Origin of the sequence: Micromonospora sp. WMMA1363 (assembly GCF_030345795.1) — a bacterium.
GTDB lineage: Bacteria > Actinomycetota > Actinomycetes > Mycobacteriales > Micromonosporaceae > Micromonospora.
The window spans coordinates 3,902,473-3,917,079 of sequence record NZ_JAUALB010000001.1 but is presented as its reverse complement, the minus strand read 5'-3'; the positions used below and the strand labels follow the sequence as shown (position 1 = coordinate 3,917,079).

The following is a 14,607-nucleotide window of genomic DNA, read 5'->3' as shown; positions in this document are numbered from 1 at the left end:
CGTCCGCGCCCGGCTCGACCGGCGAGCCGGGCCCGCCGCGCGGCGGCGAACCGGCCGACGTCACCGACCCCGCGTTGGAGACGGTCCGGGCCGGGCAGCCGACACCAGGCCGGGCCGGTCGGTCCGGTCCGGGCGCGGACGAAGGGCTGGCCGACCCGAGTGGAGCCGGCCGCCGGCAGCGGCACGAGCTGTGGATGCGCCGGGCGCTGAGCGTTGCTGTCACCGGAGCCGACACCGCGACCGACACCATCGACGACATCCCGGTCGGCGCGGTGCTCTACAGCCCGGACGGCACGGAGCTGGCGACCGGACACAACGAGCGGGAGCTGACCGGCGACCCGACCGCGCACGCGGAGGTGCTCGCCCTGCGTCGGGCTGCCGGCCGGCTGGGCCGCTGGCGACTTGATGGCTGCACGCTCGTGGTCACCCTGGAGCCGTGCACGATGTGCGCGGGCGCGTTGGTCCTGGCCCGGGTCTCGACTGTCGTGTTCGGGGCGTGGGAGCCGAAGACCGGCGCGGCCGGCTCGCTCTGGGACGTGCTGCGTGACCGCCGCCTCAACCACCGTCCCGAGGTCTACGGCGGGGTCCTCGAAACCGAGACCGCTGCGCTCCTGCGCGCCTTCTTCAGGTGAGGACAGGGCCCCCTGACGCCCTGGCTCGGCAGCGGAAACGGCCTCTGCTCACGATGCGCAGGGCGCGCCGCCATGCCGCGGGTTCGGCCGCTGCCGCCTACCCCTGCGGCCGGAGCAGGGTCGCGCCCACCGCTCGGGCGGCGTCGGTCCACGGCGCCGGACGCATCGTCGCCGGGTCGATCCGGACGATCGCCCGCCGGCCCTCGGCGTACACCGTCGTGCCGTCGACGGAGCGGATCTGGAACGCGTATTCGGCGCTGCTGGTGCCGAGGCGTTCGAGCCAGAAGTGCACCGCCACCGGTCCGGTGGCGGTGATCGGCGCCCGGTAGGTGATGGCGAACTCGCGGACCGCGTGGACGGCGTCCGGCGCGCTTCGTGCGCCCTGGAAGGCCACCCCACGCTCGGCCCAGTACGGGGTGAGTGCACGTTCCAGCAGCACCGCGTACCGGGCGTTGTGCAGGACCCCGAGGGCGTCGAGGTCATCGAAGTGCACGGTGGTGTGGGCGACGTGCCCGAAGTCGACGGCGGGCGGGTCGGCGAGGGCGTGGCTCATCTCAGGCCTTCCGGTAGCAGGGTCGGGTCCGGGCACAGCGTCCGGAGCCGGGTCAGCACGGTGTGGCGCGCGTGCGCGTAGGTGGTCTCCGGGTCCAGCAGGCGGGAGCGCATGGCGGCGGCGATACCGAGGGCGTCGATCTCGTACGCCAGCCGGGTGGCATCGGTGTCGGTGGGGAGTTCGCCGGCGTCGACCGCCTCCGTCACGAGCCGCTCCAGGAACGCGGTCCAGCGGGCGAAGACCTCGGCGAGCCTGTCCCGGACCGGGCCGGGGCGGGCGTTGTACTCGAATTGGGTGTTGGCGAAGAAGCAGCCGCCGGGGAGCGTCCCGGTCGCGTAGAAGGAGATCCGGGCCTCGTGCAAGGCCAACAGCCGGCGCACTCCGCGGGGTGCCCGAAGCGCGGGGTCGACGATCCGCTCCTGCCACTGCTCGACGGCCCGGTCGACGGTGGCGAGCTGGAGTGCCTCCTTCGAGCGCCAGTGTGCGAACAGGCCCGACTTGCTGACGTCCAACGCGTCCGCGAGTTGCCCGAGGGAGAGGCCGTGCAGCCCGGCCTCCGTGGCGAGCACCACCGCGGCGTCCAGCACGGCGGTGCGGGTGCGCTCGCCGCGTACGCGGCGGCCGTCGACGGTCATGGTGACAGCGTACATAAAAAGTACGATCGGTCGTGTTGTTTTTCGGTGACGGGCGTCACCCATTCCCCGACGCACGCCGCCCCGCCGTCAGACCGACGGCGGGGCGGCGCGGTGTCGTGCGTTGGTCAGGCGATGATCGTGTCGAGGGCGATCTCCACCATCTGGCTGAAGGTCTGCTCGCGCTCCTGGGAGGTGGTCTTCTCGCCGGTGCGGATGTGGTCGCTGACCGTCAGGATCGTCAGGGCGCGGGCCCTGAACCGGGCGGCGATGGTGTAAAGCGCGGCCGACTCCATCTCGACCGCCAGGATGCCGTAGTCGGCGAGCGTGTCGTAAAGGTCCGGCCGGTCGGTGTAGAAGGCGTCCGCCGCCAGGATCGGCCCGACCCGCATCGTGATGCCCCGCCGGTCGGCTACCTCGACCGAGGTGCGCAGCAGCCCGAAGTCGGCGACCGGGGCGTAGTCGATCAGCCCGTCGAAGCGCATCCGGTTCATGTTTGAGTCGGTGGACGATCCGATCGCGGCGACCACGTCGCGAAGCTGGAGATCCTCGGTGAGGGCGCCGCAGGACCCGATCCGGATCAGCGACCGCACGCCGTACTCGTTGACCAGTTCGTGGGCGTAGATCGAGGCGGACGGCATGCCCATCCCGGAACCCTGGACGGAGACGTCGACGCCGTTCCAGCGGCCGGTAAAGCCGAGCATCCCGCGGACCGTCGAGTAGCACTGTGCGCCCTCGAGGTAGGTCTCAGCGATCCACTTGGCCCGCAGCGGGTCACCCGGCATCAGAACTCGCTCGGCGATCTCTCCCGGCTTCGCGCCGATGTGCGTACTCATGGCAGAGATCCTGCCAGGCCGGCCGGCGGTATACCGGTTCGGCGTCCGATCCCGTGTTCCTGTAGCCTACTCGGCGGTGGCGTGTCCGAGTGGCCTAAGGAGCACGCCTCGAAAGCGTGTGAGGGTTCACGCCCTCCGCGGGTTCAAATCCCGCCGCCACCGCCAACCGACGAGGCACCCGGGAGCATCCCGGGTGCCTCGCTTCTTCCGCAGGTCAGAAGGACTGGCCGAAGAGCGCGCCGCCGGGATGGGCATCGGTGAGGCGCAGCACTATCCCGCTGTCGAGGTCGACGCCGAGTGCCGCGAGTTCCTCCTCTGGCAGGACTTCTGAGTTGATGGTGGCGACGTACTGGATGCTCCGCTCGGCGCTGAGCGACGCCGCGACCGAGAGGGCGCGGACGAGCTGCCGGTCGTCCGCCCGCTCGAACACCGCACTGTCATGGATGAGCATGCCCGGCGAGTGCGTGCGGTCCGCCCAGGTCGCGGCCAGCGTCAGGTCGTAGGCGAAGACGTCCATCCGGTCGCCTCCGCGTCCTCCGTCCGGGCGCACTTTCGTGCGAAAGGCGTAGCCGGAGTCCGTGACGTCAATGACCAGGTCGCCGGGCTCGCCGAAGAGCGCGTTCGTGATCCGGGCGAAGGTGGCCACCACGCCGGTCCACTGCTCCCGCCGTTCGTAGTGGTCGATGAACGTCTGTTGCCGGAGAACCTGGCGTTGGGTGCGGAGCTTCTCCAGGTCGGTCCGGAGCCGACGGATGTCCTCGGCCCGCCGGTCGAGCGTCTCGAGGCGGCTGCTGAGCTGGCCGAACCGGGCCTGGAGCTCGGCCAGGTCGTCGAGGGCGCCTCCCGAGCTGAGCAGGCGCAGCGCCTGACGTTGCTCCTCCTCGATCCGCCGGACCCGGCTCTGTGCCGCTGTGTTGGCGGTACGCAGCCGACTCATCTCCAGCTGCAGGTAGTCGCGGCGATTACGGGTGACCGTGCGGTGGAACTCGATCACCTCGTCCAGGGACCGTCGGGTGCTGCCCGCCAGGGTGATACCGATCTCTTCGTACAGGGCGACGACCTCGGCGATGCCCACGTCGGGTTCGGCGGCCATGCGCTCGGAGTACAGGTCGAGCAGGTTCTCGTTGAGGGTGATCTCGGAGATGAGTTCCTTGATCCGCGATGCCGCCTTGTCGAGCCGCAGCTGGGCGTCGCGGTACTGCGGCACGACCCGGAAGTCACCGATCGCCCGACGGAGCTCCGCCAGGTCGGCGGCCACCCGGATCCGCTCCGACTCCAGTTCGCCCAGCCCGCCCTCCATCCGCTCGATCGACTCGAGGTTGCGATCGCTGAGCATTCGGAGTGCGGCCTCGTCCTGCTTGAGCTGCTGCCAGCTGGCCACCGTTCGCCAGTTGAGCCCGAGCAGAAAGGCGTTGCTGAGCTGCACCTGCCACGCCTTCTGCTCGGTGCCGGTGCGGAAGGGATCGACGAACGCGCCGGGTCCGCTGCGGGCCGAGTACGCGAAGAGCGAGCGGAACCCGGGGACGTACTTGTGCGGCCGGTCGGCACTCAACCCGTAGCATCGTTCCCCCAGGTGGGTGCGCCATTCGCCGAGCCTGAGCAGGCGGGAGCCGTCGGGCTCCACGACACCTGGCCGGTCGTCGCCGAGGTCGCCGTGCACCCGGATCTCGTTGGGGCGCCGAAGTCCCCGGGTGACCCGCACGGACTGCCCATCCAGCTCCAGGTCGAGGGCGAAGGCCCAGGAGTCGTCGAGAGCCTTGATGTGAACGAGGTTCTGAGCGGTGCCCAGATTGGCGCCGAGGCAGTAGTTCACGATCTCGATGAGGCTGGTCTTGCCCAGTCCCCGTCCTGGTCCATTCTGGTCGACGACGCGATCCGCGACGACCAGGTTGAACCCGGGGTTGAGGCGTACCTCCCGGAAGCCGGGGAGGTTGGCGGAGATCCGGCGGATTCTCACCGTAACCACCGGAGGATGCCGCCGTCGCTGTCGATCACCCCGAGGGCGAAGAGGAGGTCGAGAGCGAGAATGAACCGGTCGTAGGTCATTCCCTCCTGCACCGCCGTCCACAGGTCGGACACGGTGGTGGCGGACCGTCGCGCGGCGATCAGGGAAGCCGCCTGACCGAGCAGGGAGTGTTCGAGGTCGACGTACTTGTCGGGCAGGATCATGGCGCCTCCTCGAACACGTCGCAGACGTGAAACAAGTGGGCGAGTACCGCCAGCCCGGCGGCCTGGCGGGGAAGGTCACCGCCGGCGGTGCCCTCACCACCGGCGAAGTCACTCAGTGCGACGAACAGGCTATCACCACGTAGGCCCTCGCCCCAGAGCCGTTCGTACTCGGTCACGAAGGCGCGGCGCAGGTTCGCGGGGAAACGGTGGTCGACGTGGCTGGCCATCCGTTGCAGGTAGTCGGCGACGAGTGGGCTCTGCGCCAGGCCGAGGGTCAGCCGAAGCCGCGCCGGGGCCCCCAGGGCGTTGCGCCGCATCTTCTCCTCGGGCTGTACCGCGCGTAGGGGGGTGGACGGCAGCGGTTCGGCGTCGACGAGGTGCCGGCAGACCACGTCCAGTTCGGCGGAGGTGACCCGGACCATGGCTGCGGTGAGCCGGTGGTGCACCCAGCGCTCCAGCCCCGACTTGTAGGCCTGGAGCACCTCCACCGGGTAGCGGTCGGGGTGGTCGTCGACGAGCTTGTGGTGTGTCGGGCAGAGCAGCAGCAGGTTGGGATAGGCGTTGCGGGTGCGCGGGTCCAGGGTCGGATCGGCCCGTGGCCCGTCGTCCGCGGCGCCGCGGATGTGGGCGATGTTGCTCAGGTTGGCCGGGTCGGTCACGTCGGGACGCCGGTCGACCAGAAGTATCCGGCACCCCGGGAAGGCGCAGCACCCCCCGGACAGGGCAAAGAGAAGCTTCAGCGTCCGGACCGAGTAGGAACGCCGGCCGCCGACGGTATCGCTCCTCCCCACGGATCAACGCTAGCCGGACGGTCACCTTCCGTGGTCGTTGTCGCACGTCTGTACGAAGAGTTCACCTGTCCTTTGACGAGTGGTAACGGTTGAGGCTGTCGATTTCGCCGTCAGCAGGGGCTGTGCCCCTCGTCGAAGGCCCGCTGGGCCCAGTCGGCGTACCCGGCGATGACCTTGCGGACGGTTCGCCCGTCGTGCAGGAAGAGGTACGCTCGGTCGCCGTCGCGGGCGAGCAGGCCGTCGAACCGAATTGTCTCTTGTGGAGCGTCGAGGTACCGGGCTGCCGGGTAGCGCCTCCGCACTTCGGTCAGCGGAGTGCCGGCAGCCACCCCCTCGGGCGTGCGGACCGGGTCGCCGACCCAGAGCAGCACCAGTCGGTCGTCGACGAAGATCGGGCTGATCGTCTCGTGTCCGGCCAGCGTCGGTCCACACGCGTTGACGTCGCTCCGCAGGATCCCCCGGCGGGTGAGATCGTCCTCGGAGTCACCGAAGTCGACCTCGGGCAGCCCGTCGAGGTCGATCACCGTGACCTTGCCGGCCGGTTCGTGGACGGCCACCTGATCCGATGGAACGGAGCCGCTGCCGGCGATCGAGGCAGCCGTCAGCAGAGCGGCAATGAAGCCGAATTGTCGCAATTTCATGGAATCCCCCAGTCCACAACGGAACGGGGGCGATCTGGTTGCTGGCCGGCTGCGGATTGCCGCCCCTCCCACTCCTCGGCCAGCTCGTCCCAGTAGTCGACGCTCAGCCCGCGCCGCCCGTGCGTCAGCCAACCCGCGGTGTCCCGCTCCACGTGCAGCCCCAACTCGGCGAAGGGATCGATCCAGGCGCCGAGCTCGACGCCCAGCTCGACGAGGGCGGCGTTGATCGGCCACCCGGTCCGGGGACCGTCGAACGTGTCGTCGAAACGCGGCCCCCACGACACGGCTCCGCCCAGCCACACCACCGCCGACTGACGTCCGATCCCGCCGGCGAACTCCGCCTCCAGGTAGGCCACCGGTCCTCGGTGCGACCACCGGCGGAACGCGTCGGCCAGCGGTGGGACGAGCGCCAGGTGGAACGGGTGCGCCGCGCCGCGCTCCGCGACCGAGAAGTCCGGCAGCGCCCCGGTCAGCTCCTGCACCAGCTGCGGGGTGACGGGTAGGAGCGCGAAGTCCTGACGGAGCTCGCCGAGAACGGCGTGATCCAGCTCGCCGGTCTCCTCGTCGAGCAGATCGGTGTCTGCGACAACGGCGTTGATCTGGTACCCCATCCGAACCTCTCCGGCGTCCACAACCTGTGGATAGAACATGTGTACGACTGGGTGACGGGCCGGAGCCGATCCGGTGCGCGGGCTGTCGGCGTTCCCCCCCCGTTACCTTTTTGATCGTCCCCAGCCGGGGACTGCTCGGTCGCCCGGCTCGGTATGACTAACCGCCCCTGTCGTACGCATGATCCGGGGGGTGTTGTCGCCGGGCCGGGTGGCGTCGGCGGACCGCTGATAGGGACCCGGCCGCCCCGCGTGCGGGGTAGGTCTCTTCGTAACGTGGATGCCGGCAGTCCGACGCTGACCAGCGGCCGAGCCACGGTAGCAGTTGGGGAGGCACAGCGTTGTACGACGAGTACGGCGTCTTTATCGGACTGGATGTCGGCAAGGAAGGACACCATGCGGTCGCGCTAACCCCGGAAGGGAAGCGGCTGCACGACGCTACGCTGCCCAATACCGAGGCCGGCCTGCGGAAACTGTTCGACAAGCTCGCCCGGCACGGCCGGGTCCTGATGGTGGTCGACCAGCCCGCATCGATCGGCGCGCTGCCCGTGGCGGTGGCCCGCGTGTGTGGGCATCAGGTGGCCTACCTGCCCGGCCTGGTCATGCGCCGACTGGCCGACCTGCACCCCGGCACCGCGAAGACCGACGCCCGCGACGCCTACGTGATCGCCGACGCCGCCCGCACCCTGCCGCACACGCTGCGCCGCGTCGACGCCGGCGACGACGCCCTCGCTGAGCTGGAAGTCCTGGTCGGCTACGACGACGACCTCGCCGGCGAGGTCACCCGGATCTCCAACCGGATTCGTGGTCTGCTCACCCAGATCCACCCGCCGCTGGAGCGGGTCCTGGGCCCGAAACTGCAGCATCCAGCCGTGCTGGAGCTGCTGTCGCAGTGCGGTGGACCAGCCGGGCTGCGCAAGGCCGGCCGGACGAAACTGGTCGAGATGGTCAAGAAGCGTGCGCCACGCATAGGCGTACGCCTGGTCGCGCAGATCCTCACCGCGCTCGACGCGCAGACCGTCGTCGTGCCTGGCACCGCGGCGGCCGAGACCGTCCTGCCGCGACTGGCTGACAACCTGCGTGACCTGCTGCACCAGCGTGACCAAGTCGCCGAACAGGTTGAGGGGATGCTTGATGCGCACCCTCTTGCCGGGGTCCTGACCTCGATGCCCGGCATCGGCGTCAGGACCGCAGCCCGCATCCTGCTCGAAGTCGGCGACGGCACCACCTTCCCCACCTCCGGCCACCTCGCCGCCTACGCCGGCCTGGCCCCAGTCACCCGCCGCTCCGGCACCAGCATCCGCGGCGAGCACCCACCCAAGGGCGGCAACAAGCAGCTCAAACGCGCGTTCTTCCTGTCCGCGTTCGCCGCCCTGACCGACCCGACCAGCCGCACCTACTACGACCGGAAACGCGCCGAGGGCAAGAAACACAACGCCGCCCTCATCTGCCTCGCCCGACGCCGCGTCGACGTCCTACACGCCATGCTGCGCACCAAGACCCCATACCAGCCGAAACCGGCGGACGAACCCCACCTCGCGGCTTGACAAAACCCATAGGGACACCCCCCGTCCGACGGGTGGATCAGCTCAAGGACGAAGCCGCCGCGCCTACCTCGGACCGTACCCGGCGCGGGGGCCGCGCTGTGCCTCCGGTCGTGGAGATCGGCCTGAAAGAGATCTACGACCAGTTGGCCGCGTTGAACACCAACGTCCAGATCCTCGCCAGCGATCTGAAAGACCTCACCCGACAAGGCGAAGACCACGAAAACCGGCTACGCGCCCTGGAGAACACACGGTGGCCGCTGCCCTCAGTAGCCGCGCTGGTGTCCGTCGCCGCCCTGATCGTGGCCATCATCGGCTACGCCACCGTCGGATGAACCGACGATGCCGGTCCACCCCAGCCGTTCGCTGACCTCGACCGCATGCTGCTGCGCGACGGTCATGTCCGCGCCCGCCGCCCGGAGCAGTTCCACGATCTGCCCGTTGATCCCGTGCGGGTCGACCAACGCCACCCCGGCCTGGATCCCCAACAGCACCGGGTCAGTGGTGACCGAGTGGACCGCCGCGACCGCCACCTCACGCGGGACGTCCCGCCGGTCCCCGATGCCGTACCGGGCAGCCGTCCCCGACAACACAGCCAGCACCAGCCGCTGCGACTGCGGCAACGACGGCACATGCACCATCCCACGACCCTAACCAGGAGGCACCCCTTGACCCACGACTACCTGATCTCCCTGATCCGCACCGCCGTCCCCGCCGCTGTCGGCGCCGCCCTGGCGCGGTTGGCCTCCGAAGCCGGAATCATCCTCGACGGAGACTCGTCCACCGCCCTCACCACCGGGGTGGTGGCGTTGACCATCGCCGGCTACTACGCCGCAGTCCGTGTCCTGGAGGTGCGGTGGCCGCGGCTGGGTGTCCTGCTGGGCAAGCCGAGCGCGCCCACGTATCCGGTCTCGGCCGTCCAGCAGCAGTGACATCGCCGTCCGAGCTGCCGGCTTATACCCTCGGTAGGGATCGCGGGTGAGATGTCCAACATCGACTTTAGGTAGTTCGGCGCAACCGTGAGGACGTCTGGAGTCGAGTAGATGCTTCGGTCGGCATCGAAGCGAACGATCAACGTTACCGATTCGTTATGATCACTTTACGTGTGCGACCCGGTGCGTATTGTCCGGAATGATCAAGGTTTGCGGGTGCTGCAAATTGCAGGCAGGTAGATGACGAAAGCACCGGGCTTCTTGCGGGCTGCGTGGGAACGGCCGACGTTGGCAGGTTCGCTCGCATGGGGACGGCCCACAGGGAGCCATTTTCATCGTGACGGTGCAGGTCATGGGCGGTGCGGGGAGGCCGGTGTCCATGTAGGACGAGGCTCCCGGTAAGACAGCAATCGACCAAGATCAGATGCCCCAACCGGGAGCCTCGCTGTGCTGTCTTACCCTGCCGCGATTCCGTTGTCCACCCGCAGCCTGAACCACCTCGCCGCCCTCATCCGAGCCCGCCGCCAGCAGCGACGGTCCCGGTGGCGACGCCTCGACCCCGGCCGGCAAGCCCTGCTCGCCCTGGCCCACCTGCGCAACGGCGACACCCTGACCCGCCTGGCCGCCGGATTCGAGATCGGCGTCACGACGGCCTGGCGTTATGTCCGCGAGGCCATCGACCTGCTCGCCGCGACCGCCGACGACCTGGCCACGGCCATGACCAGGATCCGGCTGCTCGCCTACGCAATCCTCGACGGCACCCTGATCCCGATCGACCGGGTCGCCAACCAGAAGCCGTACTACTCCGGGAAGCACAAGCGTCACGGAGTGAACGTGCAGGTCATCGCCGACGCGGCCGGGCGTCTCGTGTGGGCCTCGGGCGCGCTGCCCGGCTCGACGCACGACCTGACCGCCGCCCGCGGCCACGGCATCATCGACGCCCTGACCAGCGCCGACGTGATGACCTTCGCCGACAAGGGCTATCAAGGCGCCCACGGCAGCGTGCGCACCCCGTTCAAGCGGCGCCGCTTCCGGCCGAAGCTGTCACGCCGGCAGAAGGCCGTCAACCGGGCCCACGCGAAGATCCGCGCCCGCGGCGAACGAGCCATCGCCACCCTCAAAACCTGGAAGATCCTGACCAAGCTGCGCTGCTGCCCACGCCGAGCGACCGCGATCGTGCAGGCCATCCTCGTCCTGCACCACGTCGAAGCCGACCGCTACGCAGGATGAAAATGGCTCAGGATTGGGGCCTGCGGGCCGTCGGACCCTCAATCGCCTGGAGGCAGCATGAGAATCGGTACCACTCTACTCCAACGGCTCGGACGAGTCACTGCAGTCACGCTCATGGTTGGCGCCGGAATCGCTGCAGTGGGAACACCTGCCTCAGCCGCGGGTGCCTCGGGAGATCCGAGCATCTCGGAAATCCGAGGGGCGCTCGAACGGATTTCTAACGGCACGTGGGATGAATCGGACATCGCCTACTCCAGAAGGTGCCCGAGGTCGGCCGCAACGTACCGGACCCGCGGGATCCAGGCACCCTTACGACGATGCCGGCGCGACCGATCTCATCCGAGGCGAAGATGAAGGATTCGGTCAGCGAGTCCGCCGCTGGCGCGCTAGCGATTAGTTGCTGGAATCAGTGGAGCTATGTAGAGAAGAAGGACATCTTCGGATCTCGGATTTACCGCTTCAATGTCGAGACCGACTGGTGCTATGACACGGGCACCAAAAAACTGGTGAACGTCGATCGAGCGGTCGGTTACATCAACTACGAGACTTGGGGGATCAACTTCAACGGCTGGCAGGTCGACAGCCATGGCGTGCGGAGCACCAAGTGGAGCGGATGGCACGACAAAAAGCGAACGTACAGTACTGCGTTGGGGGGGATGTCGGGTGTTACACCACCACCTATCCCCAATGCCACGTAGGCTAGGTTGATCTTGGGTGTGGCCTGCGGTTTTGTGTGGACTCGCGGGTGGTGCGGCGTGGCGGGGTGGCCGTGGTTCGGCGGGCTGTTTTGATCTCGGGTCATGTCGGTGGATGTGGTGGATCGTCCGGCGGTGCGGTCGGATCAGGTCACGCTCGGGGTGTTGATCTCGCAGGTGTCGCGGGAGGAGGTCGACGCGGCGGTTGAGGTGTGCGGGGTGCGGGAGAAGCGGTCGGACGGGAGACTGCCGGCGCATGTGACCGCGTATCTGACGTTGGGGCTGGCGTTGTTCCCCGACGATGACTACACCGAGGTCGCGAGCAGGGTCACCGGGTCGTTGGACCGGTTCGGGTGCTGGAGTGCGGGGTGGAGCGTGCCGACGTCCAGCGCCATCACTCAGGCGCGGAAACGGTTGGGTCGCCAGGTGTTCGCCGAGGTGTTCGAGCGCACGTGCGGGCCGGTCGCGGGTGAGGCGGGCCCGCACGTGCAGGTGGCCGCGCTGGGCACCGCGCGGGGGTCTTTCCTGCGCCGGTGGCGGCTGCTGGCGATCGACGGGTTCGAGGTCGACCTGCCCGACAGCGACGAGAACGCGGCCGAGTTGGGGTACGCCGGGTCGGGGGAAACCGTTCGGCGTTCCCGAAGGCCCGGGTAGTGGCCCTCGCAGAGTGCGGCACCCACGCCTTCGTCGCCGCCGAGATCGGCGGCTACGCCGTGGGAGAGAAGACCCTCGCGCAGCGCCTGTACCCGCGGCTGCGGTCCGACGAACTGCTCACCGCTGACCGGGGGTTCTACTCCTGGCAGGCGTGGGATGCCGCCCAGGCCACCGGCGCGGCGTTGCTGTGGCGGACCCCGAACCAGCTCGACCTGCCCGTGGTCAAGGTCCTGTCCGACGGCACCTATCTCACCGTCCTGATCAAGCCGACTGTCCATGGCGGTCGACGGGAACGGCTCCTCGCAGCCGCCCGCGGCGAGGCTGATCTGACCGACATCAACACTGTTCCCGACGCGTTCGACGACCAGGGCCTGCCGGCAGGGCTATTGCATTGTCGTGTTGCTGCTGGTCACGGTCGGTTTTCCGGTAGTCACGGCGTCGATGAGCTCGTGTGGGCGGTGACTGGCCCGGCGAGTTGCTTCGGCGATGTTGGTGGCGCCGTCGGTGTGGTGGTATCCGATTGCGGTGTTACGGAGGGTGGCGAACACGGCAGGACCGTTGTGGGTCCTGGCCTGGTGGGCGTCTTCACGTAGCGTGACGTCTCGGACGTGATGTGTAGGGTCGGCCGCATGGCGAGGTGCCTGTTGGGCAGGTCCTTTTCCATGCGGCCTCCCTCCGAACCGGACATGATAGTTTCCTGATCATCCGGCTCTCCAGTGACTGCTGCGTGAGCGTTCAGGCCGACTGCCAGCCCTGGATGCGGTCGTAGCATGAGCCGCAGACCACGAGGGACTTGCGGCGTCGTCGTGCCATGAGCTGCATCCAGTCGGGCTGTGCGTCTCCGGTTCTGGCGAGGTCAGCGAGTTTTCGGACGTGGTGAACCTGAATGTTGTCCGTCTGCTTGCAGATCTCGCACGTGTTCGCCAGGAGCCTGCTGATCAGCTCCTTGTGCGGGTAACTCACCTGGAGCGGCCGACGGTCGGAGATGACCGCCGTTTTCTGTCGCTTGAGTGGAATGCCCCCGAACCGTGCTACCAGTGGTTGCCTGCCGTCGCGTTCGATGCGTGCCTCGAAGCAGGTGCGCAACCCGTGCGGTGTTTCGATCTTGGCTTTGTGTCGGGCCGCCATCTTCGACACCGTCGAGTGGTGCTTGCCTGCGAGGGTCTTGAGCATGGAGGTCTTCATGACCCATTCGAGGCGGTGCAGCCGGTGAACGTCACCGGCCAGCAGGTAGTACTGGACGATGCCCCGATACTCGGCCCCGAACGTGGCGATGATTGGGTGATCATCGTTGTGGATCAGGGCACCCCGGTGGGCGGGTTTGCCGCTTGCGAGGTAACGGGAGCACTTGGCCTTGATCACGTCCTTGGGCACGCGCAGCCCGATCGCCGCGTTCGCCGAACGGCGGCCACGGACGATCCTGCGGCTGTCGTGCTGGATGGTGATGTCGTAGCCGAGGAACCGCGCCGCGCTGGAGCGGGCGTGGGTGATCAGCGTCTTCTCGTGCGACAGTTCCAGCTTGAGTTCGTCTCGCAGGAACGCCGCGAGTCGCTGCTTGATCTCCTCAGCTTCGGCCTTCGGTCCGGTGAACCCGAGTAGGTGATCATCTGCGTAGCGGCAGTAGCGCAGCCTCCGGTACTCCGGATCGTCAGGATCGGAACTGGGCAGGGTGCGCATCCGTTTGAGCAGCGTCCGGGCCTCGGCTCGGTCGCCGCGTCGACGGGCCGTCGCCAGCAGGTTGGCCACCTCAAGGTAGGCCGGGTTACGTGCCCGGCGTCCCCCTCGGGTGTACTCGGGAATCAGAACCTTCTCGACGAAGACGTCCAGCTTGTGCAGGTAGAGGTTGGACAGGATCGGGCTGGCGACCCCACCCTGCGGCGCGCCGGACAGCGTGGCGCCCCATCTCCAGTCCTCCAGGTATCCGGCGGTGAGCATGTTGCGCACCAGCCGCAGGAACCGGTTGTCGTGGATCTTCTCCGCCAGGATCGAGATCAAGATCTCGTGATCGAGACTCCCGAAACAGTCGGCGATGTCTCCCTCGATGAACCAGGCCGTTCCGGTCCAGGTGTTGGCCACCTCCCGCAACGCGGTATGGCAGCCCCGGCCGGGACGAAATCCGTGGGACCGGTCGGAGAACTGGGGCTCGTAGTAGGCCTCCAACAGCAGGCGCACCACTTCGCCGACCAGCTTGTCTGACCAGGTAGGCAGGCCGAGGGGCCTGAGCTTGCCGCCCTTCTTCGAGATCATGACCCTGCGCACCGGACGGAACCGGTAACGCTCGTGGCGCATCGCCTCGATGATGCGGCCGATCTTGCCCAGCGACATGCCGTCCACGGTCTCCTGGGTGACCCCGGGCGTCATCGCACCCTTGTTGGCGTAGATGCGTCCGTAGGCCAGCAGATACAACTGCGGGTTGAACATCTGTCGATACAGTTCTTCCAGCGGCAGGCCACGCCTGCCGCGCTCACGCAGGACACCCAGCACCGTTTCGGCGCTCTGCATTACGCATACCTCCCAGTTCTGTGGTGTCCGATCACCTGGCCCCCTTCGCCCGTGCGGACGGCTTTCCCGTCCTCCCTGGCCGGTCGTGACTCCGGCGACTACTACGGGGCCTCCGTCGCCATAGGGCTCGCGCCCGTTAGGCGATCCCACGTTCGTCCTCGTCGTACGTGACAGCGTGACGTAGGCGT

Annotated in this window: 18 protein-coding genes and 1 tRNA gene; 9 read left to right on the top strand and 10 right to left on the bottom strand. The window is 68.2% G+C overall.

What is annotated here, in order from left to right:
• Window positions 1–194 precede the first annotated feature (194 nt).
• Window positions 195–632 (top strand): nucleoside deaminase, encoded by a 438-nt coding sequence (locus tag QTQ03_RS18270; protein WP_289280888.1) that lies wholly within the window; start codon window positions 195–197, stop codon window positions 630–632.
• A 97-nt stretch (window positions 633–729) separates the two neighbouring features.
• On the opposite strand, the gene QTQ03_RS18265 is transcribed toward QTQ03_RS18270, so the two are convergent.
• From QTQ03_RS18265 to deoD, 3 genes are all read right to left on the bottom strand, one after another.
• Window positions 730–1,185 carry an acyl-CoA thioesterase gene (locus QTQ03_RS18265; RefSeq protein ID WP_289279110.1) on the bottom strand — a complete coding sequence of 152 codons (456 nt, stop codon included), beginning with the start codon at window positions 1,183–1,185 and terminating at the stop codon, window positions 730–732.
• The gene (locus tag QTQ03_RS18260; protein ID WP_289279109.1) at window positions 1,182–1,820 is read right to left on the bottom strand and encodes a TetR/AcrR family transcriptional regulator; all 639 of its coding nucleotides are present in this window, start codon (window positions 1,818–1,820) and stop codon (window positions 1,182–1,184) included. Before QTQ03_RS18260 ends, QTQ03_RS18265 begins: the two co-directional genes overlap by 4 nt.
• 125 nt (window positions 1,821–1,945) lie before the next feature.
• Window positions 1,946–2,653, bottom strand: a complete 708-nt coding sequence (gene deoD / locus QTQ03_RS18255; RefSeq protein WP_289279108.1) for a purine-nucleoside phosphorylase — start codon at window positions 2,651–2,653, stop codon at window positions 1,946–1,948.
• Window positions 2,654–2,728: 75 nt separating this feature from the next.
• Between deoD and QTQ03_RS18250 the strand changes: the two genes are divergently transcribed.
• A tRNA-Ser gene (locus tag QTQ03_RS18250) sits at window positions 2,729–2,818 on the top strand.
• 49 nt (window positions 2,819–2,867) lie between these two features.
• Here QTQ03_RS18250 and QTQ03_RS18245 read toward each other — a convergent pair.
• From QTQ03_RS18245 to QTQ03_RS18225, 5 genes are all read right to left on the bottom strand, one after another.
• Window positions 2,868–4,610 (bottom strand): DUF2326 domain-containing protein, encoded by a 1,743-nt coding sequence (locus QTQ03_RS18245; RefSeq protein ID WP_289279107.1) that lies wholly within the window; start codon window positions 4,608–4,610, stop codon window positions 2,868–2,870.
• Entirely contained in the window at window positions 4,607–4,822 is a 216-nt protein-coding gene (locus tag QTQ03_RS18240; RefSeq protein WP_289279106.1) for an ABC-three component system middle component 6, read from the bottom strand. Before QTQ03_RS18240 ends, QTQ03_RS18245 begins: the two co-directional genes overlap by 4 nt.
• The gene (locus tag QTQ03_RS18235) at window positions 4,819–5,613 is read right to left on the bottom strand and encodes an HNH endonuclease (protein WP_289279105.1); all 795 of its coding nucleotides are present in this window, start codon (window positions 5,611–5,613) and stop codon (window positions 4,819–4,821) included. Before QTQ03_RS18235 ends, QTQ03_RS18240 begins: the two co-directional genes overlap by 4 nt.
• 110 nt (window positions 5,614–5,723) lie before the next feature.
• Window positions 5,724–6,218: a thioredoxin domain-containing protein gene (locus tag QTQ03_RS18230; RefSeq protein ID WP_353890636.1), complete on the bottom strand. Its 495-nt coding sequence runs from the start codon at window positions 6,216–6,218 to the stop codon at window positions 5,724–5,726.
• Between the two features lie 32 nt (window positions 6,219–6,250).
• On the bottom strand, window positions 6,251–6,865 hold the full coding sequence (locus tag QTQ03_RS18225) for a hypothetical protein (RefSeq protein ID WP_289280887.1): 615 nt from the start codon (window positions 6,863–6,865) through the stop codon (window positions 6,251–6,253).
• 338 nt (window positions 6,866–7,203) lie between these two features.
• On the opposite strand from QTQ03_RS18225, the gene QTQ03_RS18220 reads away from it, so the two are divergent.
• Window positions 7,204–8,409 carry an IS110 family RNA-guided transposase gene (locus QTQ03_RS18220; protein WP_289279103.1) on the top strand — a complete coding sequence of 402 codons (1,206 nt, stop codon included), beginning with the start codon at window positions 7,204–7,206 and terminating at the stop codon, window positions 8,407–8,409.
• A gap of 32 nt (window positions 8,410–8,441) precedes the next feature.
• Window positions 8,442–8,741 carry a hypothetical protein gene (locus QTQ03_RS18215; protein WP_289279102.1) on the top strand — a complete coding sequence of 100 codons (300 nt, stop codon included), beginning with the start codon at window positions 8,442–8,444 and terminating at the stop codon, window positions 8,739–8,741.
• Here QTQ03_RS18215 and QTQ03_RS18210 read toward each other — a convergent pair.
• A complete protein-coding gene (locus QTQ03_RS18210; protein WP_289279101.1) occupies window positions 8,673–9,047 on the bottom strand; it encodes a hypothetical protein in 375 nt (124 codons plus the stop codon). The genes QTQ03_RS18215 and QTQ03_RS18210 overlap by 69 nt on opposite strands.
• Window positions 9,048–9,074: 27 nt before the next feature.
• On the opposite strand from QTQ03_RS18210, the gene QTQ03_RS18205 reads away from it, so the two are divergent.
• The 5 genes from QTQ03_RS18205 to QTQ03_RS18185 all read left to right on the top strand — a co-directional run bounded on the left by QTQ03_RS18205 (window position 9,075) and on the right by QTQ03_RS18185 (window position 12,510).
• Window positions 9,075–9,338: a hypothetical protein gene (locus QTQ03_RS18205; protein WP_289279100.1), complete on the top strand. Its 264-nt coding sequence runs from the start codon at window positions 9,075–9,077 to the stop codon at window positions 9,336–9,338.
• Window positions 9,339–9,785: 447 nt separating this feature from the next.
• A complete protein-coding gene (locus tag QTQ03_RS18200; RefSeq protein WP_289279099.1) occupies window positions 9,786–10,568 on the top strand; it encodes a transposase family protein in 783 nt (260 codons plus the stop codon).
• Window positions 10,569–10,828: 260 nt separating this feature from the next.
• Complete coding sequence (locus tag QTQ03_RS18195) at window positions 10,829–11,266, top strand: hypothetical protein (protein ID WP_289279098.1); 438 nt, start codon at window positions 10,829–10,831, stop codon at window positions 11,264–11,266.
• Between the two features lie 132 nt (window positions 11,267–11,398).
• Window positions 11,399–11,917, top strand: coding sequence for a transposase domain-containing protein (locus QTQ03_RS18190; protein ID WP_289279097.1), 519 nt, complete (start codon window positions 11,399–11,401; stop codon window positions 11,915–11,917).
• Window positions 11,917–12,510 carry a hypothetical protein gene (locus tag QTQ03_RS18185; protein WP_289279096.1) on the top strand — a complete coding sequence of 198 codons (594 nt, stop codon included), beginning with the start codon at window positions 11,917–11,919 and terminating at the stop codon, window positions 12,508–12,510. The genes QTQ03_RS18190 and QTQ03_RS18185 overlap by 1 nt, the downstream gene beginning before the upstream one ends.
• Window positions 12,511–12,652: 142 nt before the next feature.
• Here QTQ03_RS18185 and QTQ03_RS18180 read toward each other — a convergent pair whose 3' ends face one another.
• Window positions 12,653–14,419: a reverse transcriptase/maturase family protein gene (locus QTQ03_RS18180; RefSeq protein WP_289277102.1), complete on the bottom strand. Its 1,767-nt coding sequence runs from the start codon at window positions 14,417–14,419 to the stop codon at window positions 12,653–12,655.
• Between the last annotated feature and the right edge of the window lie 188 nt (window positions 14,420–14,607).

Coding starts and splice junctions, on each gene's coding strand:
- QTQ03_RS18270 (WP_289280888.1), top strand. CDS start 195: ATGCGCCGGGCGCTGAGCGTTGCTGTCACCGGAGCCGACACCGCGACC.
- QTQ03_RS18265 (WP_289279110.1), bottom strand. CDS start 1,185: ATGAGCCACGCCCTCGCCGACCCGCCCGCCGTCGACTTCGGGCACGTC.
- QTQ03_RS18260 (WP_289279109.1), bottom strand. CDS start 1,820: ATGACCGTCGACGGCCGCCGCGTACGCGGCGAGCGCACCCGCACCGCC.
- deoD (WP_289279108.1), bottom strand. CDS start 2,653: ATGAGTACGCACATCGGCGCGAAGCCGGGAGAGATCGCCGAGCGAGTT.
- QTQ03_RS18240 (WP_289279106.1), bottom strand. CDS start 4,822: ATGATCCTGCCCGACAAGTACGTCGACCTCGAACACTCCCTGCTCGGT.
- QTQ03_RS18225 (WP_289280887.1), bottom strand. CDS start 6,865: ATGGGGTACCAGATCAACGCCGTTGTCGCAGACACCGATCTGCTCGAC.
- QTQ03_RS18210 (WP_289279101.1), bottom strand. CDS start 9,047: ATGGTGCATGTGCCGTCGTTGCCGCAGTCGCAGCGGCTGGTGCTGGCT.
- QTQ03_RS18180 (WP_289277102.1), bottom strand. CDS start 14,419: ATGCAGAGCGCCGAAACGGTGCTGGGTGTCCTGCGTGAGCGCGGCAGG.